The 20,645-nt window shown below is 34.0% G+C and carries 25 protein-coding genes and 2 pseudogenes; 15 read left to right on the forward strand and 12 right to left on the reverse strand.

Annotated features, from left to right (window positions below):
* Positions 1-51: 51 nt before the first annotated feature.
* Positions 52-1,803, reverse strand: a complete 1,752-nt coding sequence (gene dhaK / locus BAQ49_RS27715) for a dihydroxyacetone kinase subunit DhaK (protein WP_071747910.1) — start codon at positions 1,801-1,803, stop codon at positions 52-54.
* 178 nt (positions 1,804-1,981) lie between these two features.
* Here dhaK and dhaS point away from each other — a divergent pair, with 178 nt between their 5' ends.
* The gene (dhaS, locus tag BAQ49_RS27720; RefSeq protein ID WP_071747911.1) at positions 1,982-2,548 is read left to right on the forward strand and encodes a dihydroxyacetone kinase transcriptional activator DhaS; all 567 of its coding nucleotides are present in this window, start codon (positions 1,982-1,984) and stop codon (positions 2,546-2,548) included.
* Positions 2,549-2,567: 19 nt separating this feature from the next.
* Entirely contained in the window at positions 2,568-3,566 is a 999-nt protein-coding gene (gene dhaQ, locus BAQ49_RS27725; protein WP_071747912.1) for a DhaKLM operon coactivator DhaQ, read from the forward strand.
* A 187-nt stretch (positions 3,567-3,753) separates the two neighbouring features.
* Here the strand turns inward: dhaQ and BAQ49_RS32680 are convergent, their stop codons facing one another.
* The gene (locus BAQ49_RS32680; protein WP_131802734.1) at positions 3,754-3,993 is read right to left on the reverse strand and encodes a hypothetical protein; all 240 of its coding nucleotides are present in this window, start codon (positions 3,991-3,993) and stop codon (positions 3,754-3,756) included.
* Positions 3,994-4,050: 57 nt separating this feature from the next.
* On the opposite strand from BAQ49_RS32680, the gene BAQ49_RS27730 reads away from it, so the two are divergent.
* The 3 genes from BAQ49_RS27730 (at position 4,051) to BAQ49_RS27745 (ending at position 6,611) form a co-directional block, all read left to right on the forward strand.
* On the forward strand, positions 4,051-4,668 hold the full coding sequence (locus tag BAQ49_RS27730; protein ID WP_071747913.1) for a DUF6241 domain-containing protein: 618 nt from the start codon (positions 4,051-4,053) through the stop codon (positions 4,666-4,668).
* 305 nt (positions 4,669-4,973) lie between these two features.
* Entirely contained in the window at positions 4,974-5,723 is a 750-nt protein-coding gene (locus tag BAQ49_RS27735) for a hypothetical protein (protein ID WP_071747914.1), read from the forward strand.
* A 786-nt stretch (positions 5,724-6,509) separates the two neighbouring features.
* Positions 6,510-6,611: a YjcZ family sporulation protein gene (locus BAQ49_RS27745; protein ID WP_000505688.1), complete on the forward strand. Its 102-nt coding sequence runs from the start codon at positions 6,510-6,512 to the stop codon at positions 6,609-6,611.
* A gap of 244 nt (positions 6,612-6,855) precedes the next feature.
* On the opposite strand, the pseudogene BAQ49_RS27750 reads toward BAQ49_RS27745, so the two are convergent.
* Positions 6,856-7,491 (reverse strand): annotated as a pseudogene (locus BAQ49_RS27750) (hypothetical protein).
* Between the two features lie 142 nt (positions 7,492-7,633).
* Positions 7,634-8,272, reverse strand: a complete 639-nt coding sequence (locus tag BAQ49_RS27755) for a VanZ family protein (RefSeq protein WP_071747915.1) — start codon at positions 8,270-8,272, stop codon at positions 7,634-7,636.
* A gap of 300 nt (positions 8,273-8,572) precedes the next feature.
* On the opposite strand from BAQ49_RS27755, the gene BAQ49_RS27760 reads away from it, so the two are divergent.
* On the forward strand, positions 8,573-8,998 hold the full coding sequence (locus BAQ49_RS27760) for a hypothetical protein (RefSeq protein WP_071747916.1): 426 nt from the start codon (positions 8,573-8,575) through the stop codon (positions 8,996-8,998).
* Positions 8,999-9,151: 153 nt separating this feature from the next.
* Here BAQ49_RS27760 and BAQ49_RS27765 read toward each other — a convergent pair whose 3' ends face one another.
* The 3 genes from BAQ49_RS27765 to BAQ49_RS27775 are packed head-to-tail and all read right to left on the reverse strand — an operon-like array spanning position 9,152 to position 10,581.
* Entirely contained in the window at positions 9,152-9,523 is a 372-nt protein-coding gene (locus BAQ49_RS27765) for an ATP synthase subunit I (protein ID WP_071747917.1), read from the reverse strand.
* Between the two features lie 22 nt (positions 9,524-9,545).
* Positions 9,546-10,130, reverse strand: coding sequence for a CDP-diacylglycerol--serine O-phosphatidyltransferase (gene pssA / locus BAQ49_RS27770; protein ID WP_116733514.1), 585 nt, complete (start codon positions 10,128-10,130; stop codon positions 9,546-9,548).
* Complete coding sequence (locus BAQ49_RS27775; protein ID WP_071747918.1) at positions 10,123-10,581, reverse strand: MarR family winged helix-turn-helix transcriptional regulator; 459 nt, start codon at positions 10,579-10,581, stop codon at positions 10,123-10,125. The genes pssA and BAQ49_RS27775 overlap by 8 nt, the downstream gene beginning before the upstream one ends.
* Before the next feature lie 438 nt (positions 10,582-11,019).
* On the opposite strand from BAQ49_RS27775, the gene BAQ49_RS27780 reads away from it, so the two are divergent.
* From BAQ49_RS27780 to BAQ49_RS32585, 3 genes and pseudogenes are all read left to right on the forward strand, one after another.
* Complete coding sequence (locus tag BAQ49_RS27780) at positions 11,020-11,286, forward strand: YmzC family protein (protein ID WP_071747919.1); 267 nt, start codon at positions 11,020-11,022, stop codon at positions 11,284-11,286.
* A gap of 156 nt (positions 11,287-11,442) precedes the next feature.
* Positions 11,443-11,553, forward strand: coding sequence for a YjcZ family sporulation protein (locus BAQ49_RS27785; protein WP_000505686.1), 111 nt, complete (start codon positions 11,443-11,445; stop codon positions 11,551-11,553).
* A 598-nt stretch (positions 11,554-12,151) separates the two neighbouring features.
* Positions 12,152-12,262 (forward strand): annotated as a pseudogene (locus BAQ49_RS32585) (DUF4176 domain-containing protein); the annotation flags it as partial.
* A 32-nt stretch (positions 12,263-12,294) separates the two neighbouring features.
* Here the strand turns inward: BAQ49_RS32585 and BAQ49_RS27795 are convergent.
* Positions 12,295-13,077, reverse strand: coding sequence for a hypothetical protein (locus BAQ49_RS27795; protein ID WP_071747921.1), 783 nt, complete (start codon positions 13,075-13,077; stop codon positions 12,295-12,297).
* Positions 13,078-13,642: 565 nt separating this feature from the next.
* Positions 13,643-13,882, reverse strand: a complete 240-nt coding sequence (locus BAQ49_RS27805; RefSeq protein WP_071747922.1) for a preprotein translocase — start codon at positions 13,880-13,882, stop codon at positions 13,643-13,645.
* A gap of 199 nt (positions 13,883-14,081) precedes the next feature.
* Between BAQ49_RS27805 and BAQ49_RS27810 the strand changes: the two genes are divergently transcribed.
* The 4 genes from BAQ49_RS27810 to BAQ49_RS27825 all read left to right on the forward strand — a co-directional run bounded on the left by BAQ49_RS27810 (position 14,082) and on the right by BAQ49_RS27825 (position 15,847).
* Positions 14,082-14,207 (forward strand): YjcZ family sporulation protein, encoded by a 126-nt coding sequence (locus BAQ49_RS27810; RefSeq protein WP_000540377.1) that lies wholly within the window; start codon positions 14,082-14,084, stop codon positions 14,205-14,207.
* A 299-nt stretch (positions 14,208-14,506) separates the two neighbouring features.
* Complete coding sequence (locus BAQ49_RS27815; RefSeq protein WP_000683186.1) at positions 14,507-14,848, forward strand: PadR family transcriptional regulator; 342 nt, start codon at positions 14,507-14,509, stop codon at positions 14,846-14,848.
* On the forward strand, positions 14,841-15,323 hold the full coding sequence (locus tag BAQ49_RS27820; protein ID WP_071747923.1) for a hypothetical protein: 483 nt from the start codon (positions 14,841-14,843) through the stop codon (positions 15,321-15,323). The genes BAQ49_RS27815 and BAQ49_RS27820 overlap by 8 nt, the downstream gene beginning before the upstream one ends.
* Positions 15,320-15,847, forward strand: coding sequence for a permease (locus tag BAQ49_RS27825; protein ID WP_071747924.1), 528 nt, complete (start codon positions 15,320-15,322; stop codon positions 15,845-15,847). The genes BAQ49_RS27820 and BAQ49_RS27825 overlap by 4 nt, the downstream gene beginning before the upstream one ends.
* A 42-nt stretch (positions 15,848-15,889) precedes the next feature.
* On the opposite strand, the gene BAQ49_RS27830 is transcribed toward BAQ49_RS27825, so the two are convergent.
* Positions 15,890-17,365, reverse strand: coding sequence for an MDR family MFS transporter (locus BAQ49_RS27830; protein ID WP_084667594.1), 1,476 nt, complete (start codon positions 17,363-17,365; stop codon positions 15,890-15,892).
* Positions 17,366-17,508: 143 nt separating this feature from the next.
* On the opposite strand from BAQ49_RS27830, the gene BAQ49_RS27835 reads away from it, so the two are divergent.
* The gene (locus BAQ49_RS27835; RefSeq protein WP_071747925.1) at positions 17,509-18,084 is read left to right on the forward strand and encodes a TetR/AcrR family transcriptional regulator; all 576 of its coding nucleotides are present in this window, start codon (positions 17,509-17,511) and stop codon (positions 18,082-18,084) included.
* Positions 18,085-18,129: 45 nt separating this feature from the next.
* Here BAQ49_RS27835 and BAQ49_RS27840 read toward each other — a convergent pair whose 3' ends face one another.
* Positions 18,130-18,789, reverse strand: a complete 660-nt coding sequence (locus BAQ49_RS27840) for a PspA/IM30 family protein (RefSeq protein WP_071747926.1) — start codon at positions 18,787-18,789, stop codon at positions 18,130-18,132.
* Between the two features lie 2 nt (positions 18,790-18,791).
* Complete coding sequence (locus tag BAQ49_RS27845) at positions 18,792-19,337, reverse strand: hypothetical protein (RefSeq protein WP_071747986.1); 546 nt, start codon at positions 19,335-19,337, stop codon at positions 18,792-18,794.
* A 400-nt stretch (positions 19,338-19,737) separates the two neighbouring features.
* Here BAQ49_RS27845 and BAQ49_RS27850 point away from each other — a divergent pair, with 400 nt between their 5' ends.
* Positions 19,738-20,625, forward strand: a complete 888-nt coding sequence (locus BAQ49_RS27850; protein WP_071747927.1) for a DMT family transporter — start codon at positions 19,738-19,740, stop codon at positions 20,623-20,625.
* Positions 20,626-20,645 lie beyond the last annotated feature (20 nt).

The raw sequence follows: 20,645 nt of genomic DNA on the forward strand, positions 1-20,645 counted from the left end.
AAATACAATATAAAAGTCCCTCTACCTTAAGGCAGAGGGACTTTCTAATTCCTATTTCAAACTACCCGCAATCTCCGTAAAGATAACTCCAAGCGCATGTGCACCTGCATCTGGATAGCCTAAGCTTCTTTCGCCAACTGTACCAGCGCGGCCCATGCGAGCTACGATTTCTTTCGTATACTCAGCTCCTTTAACCGCTGCTTCTGCTCCTTTTTCAAAGGCAGTTTTCACGTCTACTCCGTTTGAAGCACTGTCTAACCAAGAGTCTACACATGGAGCAAGTGCGTCAACAAGCGTTTTGTCACCAACTACCGCTCCTCTACCGAACGATCTTTCACCGATAGATTGTATGCCGTTAAGTGCTGCTTGTAACATTTCAGCGAACTCTTTGGCTGTTAGCTCACGTTTTTCGCCTGCTGCTTTACTAGCTGCGCGGAATGCACCGCCCCAAATTGGACCAGATGCGCCGCCGCAATGTTCCATAATAATCATTGAACAACCGTCAAGGAATGATCCGATCGTTACATTTTCTTGTTCTACAATAGAATGCCACTCACGTTTTAATTGCTTAAATCCTTTTGCAACACTCATTCCGAAGTCGCCGTCACCAGCATGCGTATCTAACTCACAGAATGGTACTTCATTTTTAATAATAATGTCGCTCATTTTATCAACGAGATAAATCATGTTGTTTAATGTAATGACATTATCTTTAATCACAGCGTGCTCTTCCGCTGTTTCTATTTCGAAGGAAACTTCCTTCTCTTCTACATCTTCAAGTACATTCACGTACTCTACACTCTCAACTGGTCCATCTACTTTAAATGCAGGTGTATTACATTCTTTCGATAGTAATGTTTTTAGCTCATCATCTAACTTCATTACTGTTAAAGACATACCAGCCATATCAATACTCGTCATATAGTTACCGACGAATACTCTATTAATTTTAATGTTTCTAGCAGCTAATTCTCTCGTAACTGCATTGTTAAATAAGTAAAGTTCTTGCAGTGGTGTACCGCCAAAACCATTTACTAGAAGCGCGATTTCCTCGCCATCTTTTACTCCTAAATCTTTTATTAAATCATTTGTCATACGGTTAGCTAATTCATCAGCTGACATCGTTTTTTCACGCTTAATTCCTGGTTCGCCGTGAATACCTACGCCGTATTCCATTTCGTCTTCCGCAAGTGTAAAAGTAGGTGATCCACTTGCTGGAACTGTACAAGAAGTTAACGCTAAACCGATTGTGCGCACGTTAGCTGATGCTTTTTCTGCTACAGCTTTCACCGCTCCTAAATCCATACCTTCTTCCGCTGCTGCACCGGCAATTTTATGAACTAAAATGACCCCTGCAACGCCGCGGCGTCCTACTGTATAAAGACTATCTTCTACCGCAATATCATCGTCTACTTTTACGTAGTCGACTTCAATTCCATCTTCAGTCGCTAAATGCGCACCGTTTTTGAAATTCATAATATCGCCGCTGTAATTTTTAATAATTAATAACGTACCTTTTTTACTAGCTGTTTCTTTAATTGCTTGATATACCTGAATTTGCGAAGGAGAAGCAAACACATCTCCGCATACTGCCGCATCTAACATTCCTTTTCCGACTAGACCTGCATGTGCTGGCTCATGACCACTACCGCCGCCACTAATTAACGTTACTTTGTTTTCGTTCATTTCTTTCTTTTTAATTACTTTATATTTTTTCAAAAGCTCAAGCTCTGGATGAGCCATCACCATTCCGTTGCACATTTCCATTACTAATGTTTCTGGTTTGTTTATAATCTTTTTCATTGTGATTCTCCCTCAATTCCTTTAATATATTGTGATATATTTGAAATCTTCTTCTTACTACTCATGTTAAAATGAAAGCGTTTTATAGTAAACGGACAAAATGGACAATCTGTCTAAAGACACCGCTCTCATTTTTGAATAGGATTTTTATATTACTAACATTCTAGGGATGATTCAGATGACCTCTTCTATAATTTCTAAAAAGATAATCGCGAACTCATTGAAGTATTTAATGGAAACAGAGTCCTTTCATAAAATATCAGTGAGCGATATTATGTTACACTGTCAAATGCGTAGGCAAACTTTTTACTATCATTTTAAAGATAAATTTGAACTATTAAGCTGGATTTATAGAGAAGAAACGAAAGAAAACATTATCGACTTTCTCGACTATGAAACATGGGAAAACATTTTTGATTTATTATTTGATTATTTTTATGAAAATCAAAAATTTTATCGAAATGCTTTTAAAGTCATTGAACAAAACTCGTTTAATCACTATTTATTTGAGCATACGAAAAACTTATATATGAAAATTATTGATGAACTATCCGTGAGCTGTAAATTCACTCTTTCTATTGAAACGAAAAATACGATTGCTTCCTTTTATAGTCACGGCTTCGTTGGAACGATAAAAGATTGGATTGAAAGTAAATGCGAAGTAGATCCTTCCATTATGTCTTCTCTCATGAAAAATATGATAAACAATCAATTACTACTATTACTGGAGCAATCAGCAAAGTAATTAAAGGGTGGCAAAAGCAATGAAAAAGATTATGAATGATGTACAAAATATCGTTCAAGATATGCTGCAGGGCTTTTATTTTGAACATAACGACAAAGTAAATTACGACGAAACGAATAACATCATTTATGTAAAAGATATCGAAAAACTGAAACAAAACGTTGTCATTATAAGCGGCGGTGGAAGCGGACATGAACCTGCCGATATTGGTTATGTAGGAAAAGGAATGCTTACAGCGGCAGTAAACGGAAGTATCTTCACCCCACCTACAGTGGAACAAATTTTAGGGGCAACTCGCCTCATGCCAAAGGATAAAAGTATTTTATTCATCATCAAAAACTTTAAAGATGACGTAGCAAACTTTTTAGCGGCAAAACAAATCGCTAAAGAAGAAGGAAGAAAAATTGACCACATCATCGTAAATGACGACGTTTCAATTGAAGATGATGCTTCCTTTAATAAAAGAAGACGCGGCGTCGCTGGCACCGTTTTCGTTCAAAAAATACTTGGTGCGGCCGCTCCCCACGGGCATTCTTTAGAAGAAATAACAGCACTTGGCCGTTCTGTCACCAAAAACTTACACACATTAGGAGTCGCTCTTTCACCTGCAAACGATCCAGTACAAGGAAAAGCTTCATTCACATTAAATGACGATGAAGTCTTTTACGGAGTCGGCATCCACGGCGAAAAAGGATACCGTAAAGAAGCACTATCTTCTTCTGAAATATTAGCGATCGAACTAATGAATAAACTAAAAAGCATTTACCGCTGGAGAAAAGGCGACAACTTCGCCATCCTCATTAATGGACTCGGTGCCACACCATTAATGGAACAATACATTTTTGCAAATGACATTCGTCGTTTATGTGAGCTGGAAGGTTTACAGATTACATTCGTAAAGGTCGGTACGCTGTTAACTTCTTTAGATATGAAAGGTGTTTCGCTCAGTTTCCTTAAGTTAGAGGATTTGGATTGGGTGAAGTGGTTGAAGGCGGATGTTGGAGCGAGTGGTTGGTAACAATAAACTAAACATTATGATGATTGAACGTTTAGTAATCAAAAGTACTGACTTACATGAAGAATGTATACATCTAAGAAGCGAATTAGAGATGCATGAATAAAATATAGAATTGACTAAAAAAGCCCCTCCAAATTTTTATGGAGGGGCTTTTAGGTATATACATTACTTTTAAACTATTGAATAACTAATTATTTTTGAAAAAATGATCAATAGCATATAACCCAATTTCTAAAATACATCCTGTAACCCCAACAAAAATATAAGGATTTTTATTAGGGAGAAATTCTATAGCCAAACACAAAACCACCAACATAAACAATATATTAACTGCAAACTTTTTTAACACTTTATTGCCACCTTTGGGTGTTTTTTTATTATCTTGCGACAAAATACGACAATATGCAGATAAATAGTTTGCTACCATGGGATGAGAAATCTTACATTTCCCTGAAATAACTAGTACATAATGGAGGCACTCAACATGAAGCGAAAATTACTTACTACATTAGCATGTAGCGCATTACTTGTGGGAATGGCTGCTTGTAGCTCAAATGATAAAACTGCGACTGAATCAAAGCCTAAACAAGAAGAAAAAGTTCAAGAAAAACCGAAAGTTCAAACCATTCAAAAACAACAAAAAGATAGTTACGTAGTAAGTGAAGATGATTTAACTAAAGCAGCACAGTCGATTGGAGAAATCCAAAACGAGCAAACTATAAATGACATGATGATACATATGTCTCTCCAAAAACTCACATTCAATGGGAATAATCTTCATGTTTCTGGTACCCGTGATATAGGTCGATTTCAAATGACCAAAGAAAACATTCAATACTTAAAAAACAACTTAAATGTTATCAATGATGATGAAAGACAAAAATATGAGTCTCTTCTGAACAAATGGTACGATGGAGATTTCCAATCTGCAGTTAAAGATTTTGAAAAAATTCATTATTTACGTTCAGGAAAAAAGAAAAGTATGGAGGGATTTAAACTAGCTAAAAAAACTGATAGTGATGAAAAAGAATTTATTCTCCATTTCTTTGGCCAAGAAGGATTAGATATTCATAATAAAGAGTGGACACATGGAGAGTTATAGAAATAAAACTGAATTTCACTCCACTAGGAAGTACAATGTTTTCACTCTGCAATACAGTATTTCCGTTTGGAGTATTATGATAGCTTAACTTGATCGGCTCGGCGTCCAATACATATTATTAAAATTAAGATGGTTCAAGTCGCAGGAGACATCTTATAGTGCCTTTTTCACTTCAAATTGAATAGTAATATGATAGATAAATAGATTAACAAATATAAAGAGGCTACGAATAAATTAATAACATAACAACGGCACTTCAAAAGATGCTTTTATTTTACTCTCAGACATAAATAAAATTTTGGGTGATGTATGTGAAGAAGAAAGTGTATTTAACTTTTTTTCTACTAACATTAATTGGAGTAATGTCTGGATGTTCTCCGGATCTTAAAGCGGCGGAAAATTATTCAAAAGAAATTTTAGATAAAACTGATCTCGCAAAATATATAAAAGATGTTAAGTATGTAGAAGGTGCTAAATTAGAAGATAATACGCTCTATAAATACGAAATCGATATACAAGCAAACGTATCGGACGATTTTTATGATCTTTCCGAAAGAGAACAATATTTGCTTATGCAAGAAGCCATAATCAACCTGGTTGGGAAAGGTGATCGGTTTGTTTATTGTGGTGATCAAGATTGTCGTTATGGAGAAATGAAATTAAAAAATACAGATAGTACTTTTTCTATGGTAATGGAAAAGTATTATGCATCTGATTTAAATTATGAAATGAAAATAAATGATTTTGTAGCTTATACACGTACCGATTTAGAAAATGATAGACCGACATCTTCAGACAGTTCTACCACGACTAGCGCAACAGTAAAGCCATCTACCACTAATTCAAACGGGCAATATGCAAGTAACGGAATAAGCTATACAGTCATATTCGACTTTATGAAACAACAATATAACAGACTAACAAATAACGATGAAAACTACATACCTGAAGTACATGATCCTCAGGTTGCTGAAATAGCTGCTAAACATTTTGGAATTACAGCTAAAGAAGCTGGATACATTTACGAAAAAGTACAGATGGATGCTTTTAACTAAAATATAGATTTTTAAAAATAGAGCCTGAACTCAGGCTCTATTTTTTGATGAATTTTCCAACAATAAAACTAGCTACTATATAGCAAAAACCAGAATACAGAATATAGAATAAAAGATAAACTTCATTTTTATCCCGTATCATGTTAAACGTTAATATTAATGTCGTGAAAAACATAATATTGGCGATCAGGTAATAAAAAAGTTTTTTCTGGAGTCTTCTTTATACTTTGTTTTTAGTTTCTGAAAAAACAATTTCATTTTTTCACCCTCTTAAATTTTAATAATATATTTATCTATATACAGTTACTTTTTTTCCTTTATAATTCTTCCCAGCAAAAGATGCCATTAGTGCAAGTGTTAATAAAGTTGAACAAGCTAATGTTGCTGCAATTGATTTCTTGAATTTCATTTCAACATCCCCCATTCTATTAACGTAAAGTTTTTCTATTTTTTCACTTTACAACCATATATTAGTCTTAATAGAAATTGATTATAAGTATATATGTATACGTTTACATTCGATATAATTACCTTGTGAAGAAAAGAAAATTTAACAAGGTTTATAATTAGGTATCTGTAAATAAATCGAAGCATAAATACTATTTGCAATTTATCCACTAGTTTCGAAATACGGTTATCAAGTTGTAGGAAGGCACCTTAAGGTGTCTTTTCTTTATTTTCAAAAGGACCTGCTCAATTATTGCGTAAAAAACATAAAGTAATTTGAATCCGTTAAAATACATGAGTGACCCCTTGTTTTCCCCTCTTATTAAAGGAGGAACTATTATGGGATTTGGTGGTAGTTGCAGTAGTTGTGGCGGCGGCTTTGCTTTACTAGTTGTATTGTTTATTTTATTGATCATTGTTGGAGCTTCTTGCTTCTGCTAAAAAACTATTGGAAAAGACACTCTTATATGGGTGTCTTTTCTTTATAATAAAAAATCTCTCCATAAAGGAAAGTTTTTAGGTTTACACATTCAAGTCATCCAAATTAGTTATTTACACAACACGTTATCACTTTCAGTCTTTAGTGTGAAATACAAATAATCCTTCCGCTACACAAAGTTGCTCAACTAACTTTAATTCCTTAGGTTCAAAACTTATATAATTCAAACACCCATCATCATTAAATTCATTTTCTTACATCAATAGTTAGCTCATCTATAATATGCTCAAAATGGAAAGTTCTTTTTATATAATCGATATCTGACCATTGCTCTTCTCCACCAATAACAAATAATTCTTACGCATCATACATAAATGAAAAGCTTGGATAGAAACTGTCAGCTTTTATTTCAATCTCACCAGTACCATTACCGATAATCTTACAGTCTGCTGAATAGCTTAATAACGTATAGAGGGAATCTTGTGCTGATTGGAAGAAATACTTCATAAGTGTAGTTATATCATCACTATTGGTAAGTAACACTTTAAAAAAGTTCGTATCCCTTTTCTTATTAGTAAAAACCAGCTCAAATTGGAATTTCTTCTCTTCTAAAAACCTTTCCATAAAGTCACCGCGCAAATAAGTTTCAAATAACATATACATAGGAAATTTATTATTTGTGCCTATAAACCCTTTAACGATTTCTTCAAATCCTGTATGCTGATTCCAATTCGTCCCCACTCCTATCATAATAGGGTGATTTAAATAGATAGGATACGGTGAGAACCCTTCATCTTTTAACGTATAAACTCGTTTTCCATCTGTATGAAGAGCAGATTGAGACTCTTTTAGTAAGTATTGAGATAATTGAACACTTAACACATTTACACCTACCTATCATGTAATACATAAACTGTATCTGTTAAGTTAGAAAAAGGGATAAGCCATTCACATTTTACCTTGTTTGAGCCTAGAGAACTGAATCCTTTTATAAACTAGTATATCTCACAAGAGCATAATCACCTCACTGAAGGGTGACAGGTCTTCCAAATAAAGCTGGATAATAAATTAACATCGCACCTACAAATGAACACACTAAACAAAAAATAGCCTCGTATTTTATAACTAGAGAAGAATTGGTATCAAGCTTTTTTTCCTCTCTTTTAAATATCGTTTTAAATAAAGCTCTATATAATAAATACCCAACAATCGCCCCGAGGGTATTCGTAAATAAATCATCAATATCTGTAATTCTATTATTTAGTAATTGATTTAACTCAATTGCCAATGAAAAAAAGAATCCCGCACATACGGTGTTTTTCATTTTTCTAAAATGTGGCCAAATAGTCGGTAATGAAAAACCTAACGGCATAAACAGTAAAATGTTCAAAAGATACGTAGTACTACCTGCCGTATCAAATAGAGTCAAATTAATTTGATTTACACGAATCCACGTTTCATATCTACTTATATCCCATACAGTCGCGATCTGCGTCACCCTATACACTAACGAAAGGTAGAATAGAAAAACATACACCCATAGAAAATGCCGAATAGATATATTGTTTTTCGCTTTAAAATAAACTCCAATTTGAAACATAATACAAAAAATAATAGTAAAAAAATAAGTGTACAAATAACTAATCAAAACTCCTGTATGCATGTGGAATCCCCTAACTTTACATTTTCATTTATGACTTTTTCGTTTTTAATCTCCTTCTTGATGTAACTCATTTATAGGATAGGAAAAAGTTTTAAAATAAAGAGTGGGGTAAACATAAAATTTTTCTTAAATCTTCACATTGTACCTAGGTAAAAAAGCCTAACAACCACATAATACAATTCCACACAAAACAAAATTCTGATAATATAAAATAGATAATCATTTATATATGATTTGTTTTATATACAAATGATTATCTATTTTAAAGGGGATAAAGAAAATTGGAGCTGATTTTTATTCATGAATAGACAAAATTCTTCTAATAACAAAGATGATTCCTCAAATAAAATTGCTGCTTTTATTGCAGCGCTAGGAGCTCTATTAGTGAGTGTAGAAGTATTATCTAAATTTTTTATAATTTTTTGGTTAATGATAATAGCAGTAACAAATTTAATAGTTATATTTTATCTTCAAATTAGTGTTTTTAGTTTAGTAACAACAATCCTTTTTGTAATCTTTTACTTTATATACAAAAAGTTATTTACACATTCTAAATTCGTAGAAACCTTTTCAAAATATAATATGATTATTACAATAGTTTCTTTATTAATTTTAAATGTTTTATACATATATCAAAAAATGTTTAACGGTGCATTAATTACCCCTGTGGTAATAATTATTACATGGTTAATTTACAAATTTATGTTTAAAAAACATAAAAAATAAGAAGAGCTAGTTTTATAGAACATACTCAAAATGGAGTACTTGCTTTCATTGTTTTATTTTGGGGGAATTTTATTGTAAGTGTTAATAATCCGCCTCAAGTATATCATTCCATGCTTGAAGCGGAGGTTAATTTCTAATTTAAAATGTACTAATCTATTTCTCCGTATCCCTCATACTGTAATACCCCAAATTAATAATAATCAAGAAATACCCACCCATAATTCCAGCGGCAAATGTCCACATGAACTCATGGTGTTCAATTTCATACATAATAATCGAGCCAAGTATTGCGGCTGCAAACCGGTTCATCATTCCGAGCATCGGTGCTTTTTCATTTTTTACAATGCTATTTCCGAACTTTTCAATACGCCTTCCTAAAATCCAGGCGCAGTACATACTCACCAAAAGGCCAATGCTTATCCCTACAAACTGGGCTGAAAAAGGTGTCACAAGCCATCCTAATAACATTACGCCTAGCAAACAATATATTTGTATGTTAAATGATCTTAATGCCATACGAATCATGTTCTGCGCCTTACCTTTCTCTTTAATTCCATCTTTCGGACTTCAAGCTTTCCGATATATCTTTTTTAAAATGAGGGAATTTGATTTTGCTTACCATTAAATAGGCGAGTACGCATGTGCCAAACGCCACGGACACTGAATTATTCAGGAGGCATAAAATAAGAAGACACATTGCCGCGAATGGAATGGGCATGCCGATAAATGTCGGCAGTTTGCTTTGCTGCGTGTTAAATCTTGCAAGCCGAAGCATTCCGCACACACTGTAAGCAAGCGCACATAACAATCCGATAGACTGCAAATCTTTTAAAGCGACACTATATGCAAGAATAGACGGTGCCACGCCAAAGGTAACTAAATCCGCAAATGAGTCTAACTCTCCGCCAATTTCCGAAACAGCATCCAGTTTCCGAGCAACCATGCCATCAAACAGATCAAATACCATACCTGTAATAATGAACATGACTGCACCATACATATCTTGAACAAAAACAGAATAAATGGCCAATATCCCACAAATAAAATTCGCTATCGTCATCATATTTGGTATGTAACTCATCACATGCTTCTCCTCCTTTCTACTCATTGCTTCATCTAAGTTCTTACTCATTACAATCAAGATCCTTCTGTTTTTCTTCCAATATCACTTTATTTATTTTCGTTAACGTATCCGTCATTTGTTCTAAAGCACCGATATCGATTTTTGAAAAATATTTCTCAATTAATACATCATCTAACTCAGACAACCGCTCTATATACTTACTACCGTTTGGACCAAGTGTAAGGAAATACTCCCTTTTATTGTTAGGATTAACTTGTTTTGAAATCATCTTCTGCTTTTCTAATTTCGATAAAACTTGGCTGACAGCACTTTTTGATATATTAAAAGTAGTCGCAATGTGATTCGCTGTCGTGTTTTCATTTAAATTAATATGAAATAGCATACTCTCTTGCTGTCCTGTAAGACCGTACTCATCTTTTAACTCCTGAAATAGTAAAATGTAAAATTCATTATAAGCTCGGTTCATTTCATTAATTACTTCTTTATACGTTCTAGTCATAGCATTCTTCCTCCATGCTGTTATTTTGTTTCGCTTAATAGTTAAGTTCACTTAACTTAACTATATTATACCGTTATGTTTGTGTAAAGGGAAATCTAGCTCTATCTTCTCTTAATAATACGGGATAAAGTATGCTCTTGGCCTTTTCCACTGCTTTTCATTGATCAAATTCCGATCTCCCCGGCCTGATACATCTATCATTCTGAATAAATAAACATAATCATCACAAAAATCCCATATAGACCCATTACTGGTTAAAATGTTATAATAAAATCACCCTACATAGTTACTCATATTCCGATTGAGGAACTAGCGTCTTATTAAGCAATGCGCATAACTCAAATAAAAAAGACACTTTCAAGTGTCTTTTTTATTTATTTTCATAGGAATTATCTCTTTTATAAACAAAATCTATTCAACAACAAAGGAGACTATCAAATGGAGAATACTGTATCAAGAGAACTACGTAACATACGTATATGCCTTATCATCTTAATCATTGTCATTGCATTTTGGGATCGTGAGAAACCTGTGGAGATCACTGATCACGGTAGCGATCCTATCTTAAACACCAGTAATATGACCCAAGTTGGCGATAATACATTTGCCTATAAAGACGAATCTAATCAAATTAAAATATTTAAATTTAACCCAGATACAAATGAAATAAAGCTAATAAAAGAGTTTTATGCTAACGAATATTGATTACATACAGGGGACAGAGGGCACCTACCTCAAGGTTTCTTTTTTTATTTTCAAAAGGACCTGCTCACATTCATGCGTCAAACATAAAGTAAATGGAATCCGTTAAAAAACACGAGTGACCCTTTGTTTTCCCCTCTTATTAAAGGAGGAACTATTATGGGATTTGGTGGTAGTTGCGGCGGAAGCTGCGGTTTTTCTGGAGGATTTGCATTATTAGTTGTATTGTTTATTTTATTAATCATCGTTGGAGCTTCTTGCTTCTGCTAAACAAACTATCGGAAAAGACACTCTTATATGGGTGTCTTTTCTTTATAAACTAAAAAAGTATGAGAAATGCAGTCTTTAGCCATAATTACGACTAAAGGCTTTTTTGTATATAACTAAAAAGGAGCTGAATGTATGGAACATAATAAGAATGGAATGCTTGCTTTAATTGTTTTGTTTGTGGGACTAGCTTTTTTTGTTTTCGGCATGGTTTATCATTTATGGGGCTCCGTTTAAAACGAAGATGAATGGCGTCGTTAGAAATGTTCTCAAACAACCCTCAATCATATTATTGAGGGTTGTTTGAATAAACCTACCATATTTAACTTTTTAACACATAATTTTCAAGAGCTAAAACATAAATTCACTAGTTCGTATATACTTCACACTACACTACACTACTCCCTTATTTTTCATCTATTACTATTCAAAAATAACTATCATAACAATATATATTCCGAAAATTCATTATGTTATTATTTTTCTATTAAGGGAGGATTAAACCTGTTACTAAATGAAACACGAAAATCTCAAAAAAGATATTGATATGCTATATAACTGTTGGTATGGTTTATCATCGCAAAACTTTTTTATATCTTTCAACCTTTCAAAAGATTATAATGTTTTTTTCGATCATATACAAATTGAAGAAATTTTATTTACTGGATATGAAAATGAAGAAGAACTTTCCTTACGAAAAGAACTCATATGAATTTTTAAAGAGGATGCAAAGATGCATCCTCTTTAATTTATCTTCCGTCCGAAAAATGTAAAAACAAAAACATCTTTTTTCCATTTTCCTTTCCCATACATATATAATACAAACCCACTAATACAAGTTAGTATAATAAGTACAGCGAAATATATCCAATTTTTGTTATTACCATTCTTTAAGCTATCTATAATTTGCTCCTTCGTATTTCCAATATAAACAAATTCTCCGTATCTACTAGGTAATTCTTTTATTACTTTTCCATCTACTGATCCAAGTACAACTACATTTTCTTTATTTTCTACTGCTCTAAATGAATAAAAGCGTTTTTTTCCATCTGCTAATTTTGTAGTATTCGCCTGAATATCATTTATTCTTGTTGAAATTACATTCTGATCACTTAATTCCATAAAGGGAGTTTCCAGAGACACCTTTTCATTATTTATTAATTTTAATTCTTTATTTCCGATATGTATTGGTTCATTATAAAAAGCTGTTACTTGGCCGTTACTCCATAAAGAACGATTTGGTGCAGAAGTCTGTGTATAGTATGTCGTTTTTTTCTTTTGAATTCGATTCACTACCGCATACCCATCAGCAAGTAGCGTTTCATCTCCTGTTACACGTTCAGCATATATCTCTCCCCTTACAAAATATATACCATTTGCAACCTCTTTTTCACTTGAAATCATCTGTATATCACCGAGTTCATTCCAGACTAAAAAACTATTTAAACTCCTATATCCATAAAAAACACATGCCATTAATAAAATGGTAAACATTGCCCCTATTTTAAATGTTGCCTTTTTATTCATTGCTTGTTATTCCCCCATATATTACGAATGCTTTCATCTTAATTATAATTAGCATTATTATTGATGTACATATATTAATCTTTTTTCCCTAAGCTAACTTTGTTACCTCCAATTTAAGTAAACGTCAAATAATGCTGAACCCACACGCACACTTGGATTTTGCTCTTCCATTTCAGATGATAATTTTTTTAGCCAGTAATATAGCCGATGAACTGTTAAGTTTTGTTTTCAGCACCAGAAATCATTTGATAACCCACTGTTTTTATAGTCCTGAATATACGTTTCCCACTCTTTATTTAATAGGTTTCTTTTCATAAGAAAACCTTTACATGTAGCATGTAAAGAGAAATAATAGACAACTAAAATATACACAAAAACCTTATAATTAATATATACGCATTATTTCATAAAAAAATCTTTATTATTACATGCTATACTAAAACAGGAGTCGACAATCGTTATTTTCTTCTTATTTTTAAAGCAATATGGATATATCTTCTTAACTTCATTGGGATTGTACAAGCAAAAGAAGACATCTTAATTGATGTCTTCTTTTCTTGTACTTTTATGAATTTTTTTGAGTAGATGCTCTCCAATCACGAAACGATGTTGGGCGTCCAGAATAAGCTCTTTGCTTTGGAGCAGCTGGTTTTTCCTCAAGAATAGTTGATTTCTCCTCAGGAGTATTTGTTTTTTCTTCAAGAATGGTTAAAGCTATTTGCACTTTCTCCAGCTGTTCTCTTAAAGCTTGCTGTTCAATCTTTAAATCCGTAAGTAAACGTAATATCATCTCAGAATTAGCCATAAAGATCCTCCTTCCCCCAATACACAGAATAAAATACCATATGTAATAAGCGGAATACTCGTGACAAAAATAAGCTCGTCAACTCGCTTAAAATACCGAGTACCTTTATTTTTCAAAGGGACCTGCTCAAGTTTATCCGGAAAAACATAAAGTGAATTAAATCCATTATTAAATGGTCTTTATGGAAGGAGGAGTTAATATGGGATATGGCGGTAGTTGTGGTGGAGGCTGTGGTTTCGGCGGTGGATTCGCTTTACTTGTTGTACTCTTTATTTTATTAATCATCGTTGGGGCTAGCTGTTGGGGCGGCGGATTCGGCTGCTAAGGAGAGGCACTCTTGAGAGTGTCTTTTTTTTATTTCTCAATATGCGACTAACCTATTTGTGTTACTATCAAAGTGCGAGATTCTCTAAGCGTAATATAGTAGTTTACCAACTATGAAAGCCACTGTCACAAGAAAACAGTAGGCTTTTATTTTGTTATTTAAAACGATGAAAACAGGGATCACCCTTTGCACTAATCAACATTTTAAAATTGACATAGCACTTCATGCACCATATACTGTTAACAACAGTATACTGTCATTAACAGTATATATTCCAATTCATTCTAGGAGGTATATCCATGAAACATACAGGAAGACATACAGGTGCATTTCTTTTGTTATTTTTAGCAGAAGGTGATAACTATGGCGGGCAATTATTACAAAAGTGCGAGGAAGAACTTCCAGTCAATCCAATCGATAGCGCCATTTTATATCGTACGCTAAAGAAATTAGAAAACGAAGGTGCGATTGAATCTTATGTAAGTACAGATCATCAAGACAAACCGAGAAAGATGTACAAAATTACACCTGCTGGAAAGGAACAATTGGCAGATTTCCAAATGGATATTGAAGAAAAAATGAAGAACTTATCCTTTTTCATAGACAAATATAAGGACTTAAAGGATTCCGACCATGATTAATGGCGTGATCCTTTACACTTTAGCCATTATTCTTACGGGGATTTCTTTTATGAAGGACCGTAATAAAACGAAAGAAGCTCTAATGAAGTCATGGAAAACGTTTCGCAACCTTCTACCTGCGATGCTTTCCATCATGCTCTTCGTTGGCTTATCGCTTTCTATATTAACGCCGTCTTTCATCTCTTCTATTATTGGAGAACAGTCCGGATTGTTAGGTATTATTTATTCAGCAATACTCGGATCCATTGCACTTATTCCAAGCTTCGTCGTATTTCCACTTGGTAATACGTTAGTCCAACACGGCGCAGGCCTTCCTCAAGTTGCGGCACTTATGTCTACACTCATGTCAGTAGGAATTACAACATTACCGATGGAACAAAAGATATTCGGGCGATGCTTTGCTTACGCACGTAATGCATCTGCATTACTCATGTCTCTCCTATTCTCCTATATTATTTGGGTGGTGATGGTATGAAAGAACTAAAAAAATATCGCTTCTTTTTCATCTTACTACTAGGGCTTCTCTTATTAACTTTTATAAATCAATCTTTAGGATGGAGCGCATTACAACTAACAGGGAATAGCATTTTAGATATGCTATTTCTACTCCCCCCTGTCCTAATATTTGTAGGGTTACTCGATCAGTGGGTGAAGAAAGAGACGCTAATGAAATACATGGGAGAAAAGTCCGGCATATATGGAATCTTATTCTCTCTATTATTAGGCGGAATTGCAGCTGGTCCTCTCTACGTGGCTTTTCCAATCGCAGCACTACTCTTAAAAAAAGGTGCAAGTATTAGGTACATCGTATTTTTCTTAGGCGTTTGGACAACTGCGAAATTGCCGATCATCGTATATGAGTTTTCTTCATTTGGAGCTACTTTTACACTTATTCATATTGGCTTCGGTCTCGTATTCTTCTATGTAATGGGGATTATTTTTGAGAGGTTTTATGATCAGGGGCAGTTGCTGCAGTACGATATAACGAAAGAAATGTAAAAAGACATCTTTACCTCGTAAAGATGTCTTTTTATATAAACTTTAATTTTCGTTCTGTAAAACCCCTGCTACTTCTACTCCCTTTTTCTCTTCTTTTAAGAATAGCGATACGATAAAAGCAACAACAATAAAGACTAATCCAAGTGCAAATGCACCTTGGAATCCTGATGTTAAACCGTTTAACTTCTCTACTGGATCCATTGGATTTGCGGAGCGTTCCATATAGCTAGTTGTTCCTGAAGACATTTTCGAAATAAAGATAGCTGTACCAATTGCGCCAGCTACTTGCTGCAGTGTATTAAACAGCGCTGTTCCGTGCGGATATAGATCTGGTGTTAATTGATTTAACCCATATGTTTGTGCTGTCATTACAAACATGAGTCCAACCATTAATACGCTATGCATGACAATAATTTGTACCATTGATGTGTCAGGAGTAATGCCTTTAAATAAGAACATTGCAATCCCTACTAACACAATGCCAGGAACGATAACAACTTTCGGACTAAATTTATCAAATAGTTTTCCTGCAATTGGTCCCATTATGGCACTAATAATACTTCCAGGAAGCATTATTAGTCCTGATTTAAAGGCTGTAACGAGTAATACTGTTTGCAGGAACATCGGTAATAAAGTCATCGTTGAAAATAATGACATCATAACAATGACGATTAATCCAACTGATAATGTAAACATCGGAACTTTAAATGCACGTAATTCTAAAATTGGATTCTCAATTTTTAATTGTCGCACGACAAAAATACATAGTGATATAAGCCCAACAATTAAAGCGCCGTACACTTTCGCATCCGACCATCCTAAATCACCTGATGCACTAAAGCTATACACAATCCCGCCGAAGCCTAATGTTGATAAAAGAATAGATGGATAATCTACTTTCGGCCTTGTTAACTCTGAAACATTTTGAATGTACTTCATTCCAATTACAATGGAAATGATTACGATTGGAACGACAAAGTAAAATAACCAGCGCCAATTCAATGAATCAACGATTACTCCAGATAATGTAGGACCAATTGCTGGAGCTGACATCATAACGAGTGCGATTAATCCCATTGTGGCACCACGTTTTTCAGGTGGACAAATAATTAAAATCGTATTCATTAATAACGGTGAAATTAACCCCGTCGCTACTGCTTGGACGATACGGCCGACTAATAAAACGGAAAATGTCGGTGCAAATCCCGCAATTAATGTACCGACTAAAAACGTTACCATAGCGATCAAGAACATTTGTCTCGTTGTGAGCCATTGCTGAAGTAACGCTGTAATCGGGACTAAAACACCAACTACTAACATGTAAGCTGTAGAAAGCCATTGAATAGTTGAAGCTGTTACGTCAAATTCTTTCATTAGTACCGTTAACGCATTCCCAAGTAATGTTTCGTTTAATAACGCAACCATTGCCCCTAAAAGTAATGCAATTAAAATGGGGGTATGTTTCATATTAGAAGTATCAACTTTGCCACTTGTAGGACTCTTAGTTGTAATATTCATGTATTGATTCTCCTCCTGTTTTTTTACTAAAAAAGCTTTATATACACCGGAACACATGTAATATAATATACATATGTAGATTAAAAAGGGAGAATCAATTTTCAGCCACTGTATATTTAATCTACAAAAAAGGAGAATTGTAGATGAACGATAATGAAAAACAACTTGATTTACGTATTAGACGTACACATAAATTATTGTGGGATTCCTTATTTGAATTAATGACGCAATCAAAACAGAAATATAGTTCCATCACGATTAACCAAATTTGTGATCGCGCGATGGTACATCGCACAACCTTTTATAAACATTTTGAAGATAAAGATGCTTTATTAGCATTTGGATTTAAACGATATGGCGAGATGATTGCTGAAATACCGCTTTTAGATCGATTAAGTAAACCATTTCAAGTGATGGAACAATTCCTTCATCATGAAGAAATCGGTAAAATATTAGAGGCGCAAATGTCTGATGAGCAATTTATTAGCCGTATACATTATTTAAGTCATGAAACAAGAAAACAAGAAACGGAAGCATTAAATCAACTTTGTAAAAATCATACGATGCCAAACGATTTAATAACGGAATTTTATTCAGGAGTAATCACAGCATTAAGTACGTGGTGGTTTCAAAATGAAAGAAAAGTTTCTGCAGCAGAAATGGATAGGCACTTCCATCAACTTATTAATCGGGATATTTTTCAGTTTGGAAAGGAATAATTTCACCATTAAAAAAAGCCCATATGAAAATGGGCTTTTTGCATACTATTTATTCTCTTTTAACTTCTCTAACTCCAGCTGTACTTCTTCTTGCAAATTTTGATCTAACACTTCTTGTTGATTAGGAGACTTCAAATTATAAAAATAGTTACTAGCAGCTGTTTCTGCTTCTAGTTTTTGCACATAAGATTCAATGCGTGCAAAGCCTTTCGCTGTACTTTCTGTATGGAAAGAATCAATTGCCGTGTTGCTCTCTTTTATCGCTCGCGCCGCATTTAACCGCGAAACAAGAACTAGTTCTTTATATTGCAACTCTCCATATTTCTTTTGCAATTTGTCAATTTGTTCATAAAGCGTCGCTGTCTGCTCTTTTGTTATTTCGTACTGCTTGCGATATAGCTCCGCTTTTTTCTCATTCACGATTTTTTCTTGCAGGGCTAACTGTGCCATTTGATCTTCTTCGCGTGATACTGCAAGCTCAGCTTGGCGAGTTCTCTTCGCAATAAGGGCATCCGTTTCTGAAATTAATGCTTCATATTTCTTTTCTAAATAATATTGATGAGCGAGTGCTTTTTGAGCTTTCGTAATTTGCTGTTCTGTTTCGCGAAGATATTGCTTCAACATGCTAACAGGATTTTCTACCTTATCTAACGTTTGATGCACATCCGCTACCACAATATTTTTAATACGTTTTAAAATACCCATTATTACTTCTCCTCCTTACGAATATTGCGTTCCCATTGATCTAAAATATCTACTTGTTGTTGTACTTGAAAATCGCTGTATAAATCTATATCAGTTGCCATTCTTTTTTCTTTAAACTTTTTATATGCCCAAACAATCGCTGCAACAAATGCAAGCATCGGAAGGACCGGTAATAAACCAATAACTAGAAGCAATATGCCTGTCCACTTTTTAACCATATTCCCTTCAGACTTACGAAGCATGAACCATCCGAAAAGAACAAATCCAAACGCTAACAGGAATGGTATAAAGAATAAACCTTCAAACTCTTTTTCATGATGTTTTTCATGATGCTGATCTCGTTCAAAGTTATTAAACTTTTCTTTTTGCGAGATGAAAGCTTCTCTTTCTTTATCGTGAGAAACAGTATATGCCGCTTGCTTATGCTTCTCATGATCCCACCTTTCGAACTTCATACTATGTAATCCAAACAATAGTAATGCCAGAAGTAACGGAAGGATCAAAATCCATTTTAACCAACGCAATTTTTTACGTTTATTCTTTTTCATCTGCTCACCACCATCTATCATTCGTTTTGAAATAAGTAAAAAATGTATTACCTCCCTTTACCTTTGATACATATGAGTGTAAAACTTAGACGTGAGAAAAGGATGAAAGAAACATGATGAATATATGAGAAACATCTAAAAATTTTCTCATAATTATTCCAAAACGAAAGAACCCAATCTCTCCATATAAAATAGAGAAATTGGGTTCTTGGTTCATTATTTCTATTCACTTTAGAAACTTACATACCGATTTTCTTCAGGTCCGAATTTTCAACAATTGAATGGAGAAAAAAGCGTCGATAAATTTTTGTTCCAAATATTCAGAATCGATATTAAAATAAACGATAGGGATAGGGATAGGGGTATGGAATCATAAATTATACATAACGAGGGAATAGAAATGAAAATTCAATTAAAAGCTGATTTAATGCTACTACTAGTTACATTTTTTTGGGGTGCATCCATCCTACTTACAAAGCTTGGACTTGATGGCATAGAAGAATATAATTTAATCGCATTACGATTTATTATTGCCTTTCTTTTATCAGGTTTAATATTTTACAAACATTTATTCAAAGTCGATTTAAAAACTGTAAAATATGCCTTTATACTAGCTTCTGTTTTATTTATCGTTTACATTTTTGCGACATTCGGCACAAAGTATACTAGTGTCTCTAATGCTGGTTTCTTACTATGTCTCACAGTCATTTTCATTCCAATATTATCAGCTATATTTTTAAAACACATTCCTGAAAAGAAAGTTATAGTAGGAATCATTTTAACGATAATAGGAATCGGCTTATTAACATTAACTAGCGAATTCAAGATCGGTAACGGCGATATATTCTGTATACTGTCTGCCCTATTTTATGCGATTCACGTCATCATTACTGGAAGTGTAACGAAACATGTGAACTCGATTGCGCTCGGGGTCATACAACTCGGTTTCGTCGGCCTATTTAGCCTTATTTTTTCATTCATTATAGAAACGCCAAAGCTTCCTGGCACGATCGACTCATGGCTAATCATCTTAGCCTTAAGCATATTTTGCACCGCAGTCGCATTCATCGTGCAAGTAATCGCCCAGCAATACACTACGCCTACCCATACAGGACTTATTTTTTCATTAGAACCTGTCTTTTCAGCAGGATTTGCCTTTGTTTTCACAGGCGAAACGCTCACAGGGAAAGGGTATTTAGGGGCGACGCTTATATTGTTGAGTGTGTTGATTGCTGAGTTGGATTTTAAGAGTTTGTTGAGGCCTAATTATAAGAAGAATATGGAGTAAACATTTCACTATGATCAATA

The organism is Bacillus proteolyticus (assembly GCF_001884065.1).
GTDB lineage: Bacteria > Bacillota > Bacilli > Bacillales > Bacillaceae_G > Bacillus_A > Bacillus_A proteolyticus.

Bases quoted from the DNA above. Each gene is read 5' to 3' on its own strand.
- dhaK (WP_071747910.1), bottom strand. From the start codon at position 1,803: ATGAAAAAGATTATAAACAAACCAGAAACATTAGTAATGGAAATGTGC.
- dhaS (WP_071747911.1), top strand. From the start codon at position 1,982: ATGACCTCTTCTATAATTTCTAAAAAGATAATCGCGAACTCATTGAAG.
- dhaQ (WP_071747912.1), top strand. From the start codon at position 2,568: ATGAAAAAGATTATGAATGATGTACAAAATATCGTTCAAGATATGCTG.
- BAQ49_RS32680 (WP_131802734.1), bottom strand. From the start codon at position 3,993: ATGGTAGCAAACTATTTATCTGCATATTGTCGTATTTTGTCGCAAGAT.
- BAQ49_RS27730 (WP_071747913.1), top strand. From the start codon at position 4,051: ATGAAGCGAAAATTACTTACTACATTAGCATGTAGCGCATTACTTGTG.
- BAQ49_RS27735 (WP_071747914.1), top strand. From the start codon at position 4,974: ATGTATGTGAAGAAGAAAGTGTATTTAACTTTTTTTCTACTAACATTA.
- BAQ49_RS27745 (WP_000505688.1), top strand. From the start codon at position 6,510: ATGGGATTTGGTGGTAGTTGCAGTAGTTGTGGCGGCGGCTTTGCTTTA.
- BAQ49_RS27755 (WP_071747915.1), bottom strand. From the start codon at position 8,272: ATGCATACAGGAGTTTTGATTAGTTATTTGTACACTTATTTTTTTACT.
- BAQ49_RS27760 (WP_071747916.1), top strand. From the start codon at position 8,573: ATGAATAGACAAAATTCTTCTAATAACAAAGATGATTCCTCAAATAAA.
- BAQ49_RS27765 (WP_071747917.1), bottom strand. From the start codon at position 9,523: ATGATTCGTATGGCATTAAGATCATTTAACATACAAATATATTGTTTG.
- pssA (WP_116733514.1), bottom strand. From the start codon at position 10,130: ATGAGTAAGAACTTAGATGAAGCAATGAGTAGAAAGGAGGAGAAGCAT.
- BAQ49_RS27775 (WP_071747918.1), bottom strand. From the start codon at position 10,581: ATGACTAGAACGTATAAAGAAGTAATTAATGAAATGAACCGAGCTTAT.
- BAQ49_RS27780 (WP_071747919.1), top strand. From the start codon at position 11,020: ATGGAGAATACTGTATCAAGAGAACTACGTAACATACGTATATGCCTT.
- BAQ49_RS27785 (WP_000505686.1), top strand. From the start codon at position 11,443: ATGGGATTTGGTGGTAGTTGCGGCGGAAGCTGCGGTTTTTCTGGAGGA.
- BAQ49_RS27795 (WP_071747921.1), bottom strand. From the start codon at position 13,077: ATGAATAAAAAGGCAACATTTAAAATAGGGGCAATGTTTACCATTTTA.
- BAQ49_RS27805 (WP_071747922.1), bottom strand. From the start codon at position 13,882: ATGGCTAATTCTGAGATGATATTACGTTTACTTACGGATTTAAAGATT.
- BAQ49_RS27810 (WP_000540377.1), top strand. From the start codon at position 14,082: ATGGGATATGGCGGTAGTTGTGGTGGAGGCTGTGGTTTCGGCGGTGGA.
- BAQ49_RS27815 (WP_000683186.1), top strand. From the start codon at position 14,507: ATGAAACATACAGGAAGACATACAGGTGCATTTCTTTTGTTATTTTTA.
- BAQ49_RS27820 (WP_071747923.1), top strand. From the start codon at position 14,841: ATGATTAATGGCGTGATCCTTTACACTTTAGCCATTATTCTTACGGGG.
- BAQ49_RS27825 (WP_071747924.1), top strand. From the start codon at position 15,320: ATGAAAGAACTAAAAAAATATCGCTTCTTTTTCATCTTACTACTAGGG.
- BAQ49_RS27830 (WP_084667594.1), bottom strand. From the start codon at position 17,365: ATGAATATTACAACTAAGAGTCCTACAAGTGGCAAAGTTGATACTTCT.
- BAQ49_RS27835 (WP_071747925.1), top strand. From the start codon at position 17,509: ATGAACGATAATGAAAAACAACTTGATTTACGTATTAGACGTACACAT.
- BAQ49_RS27840 (WP_071747926.1), bottom strand. From the start codon at position 18,789: ATGGGTATTTTAAAACGTATTAAAAATATTGTGGTAGCGGATGTGCAT.
- BAQ49_RS27845 (WP_071747986.1), bottom strand. From the start codon at position 19,337: ATGAAAAAGAATAAACGTAAAAAATTGCGTTGGTTAAAATGGATTTTG.
- BAQ49_RS27850 (WP_071747927.1), top strand. From the start codon at position 19,738: ATGAAAATTCAATTAAAAGCTGATTTAATGCTACTACTAGTTACATTT.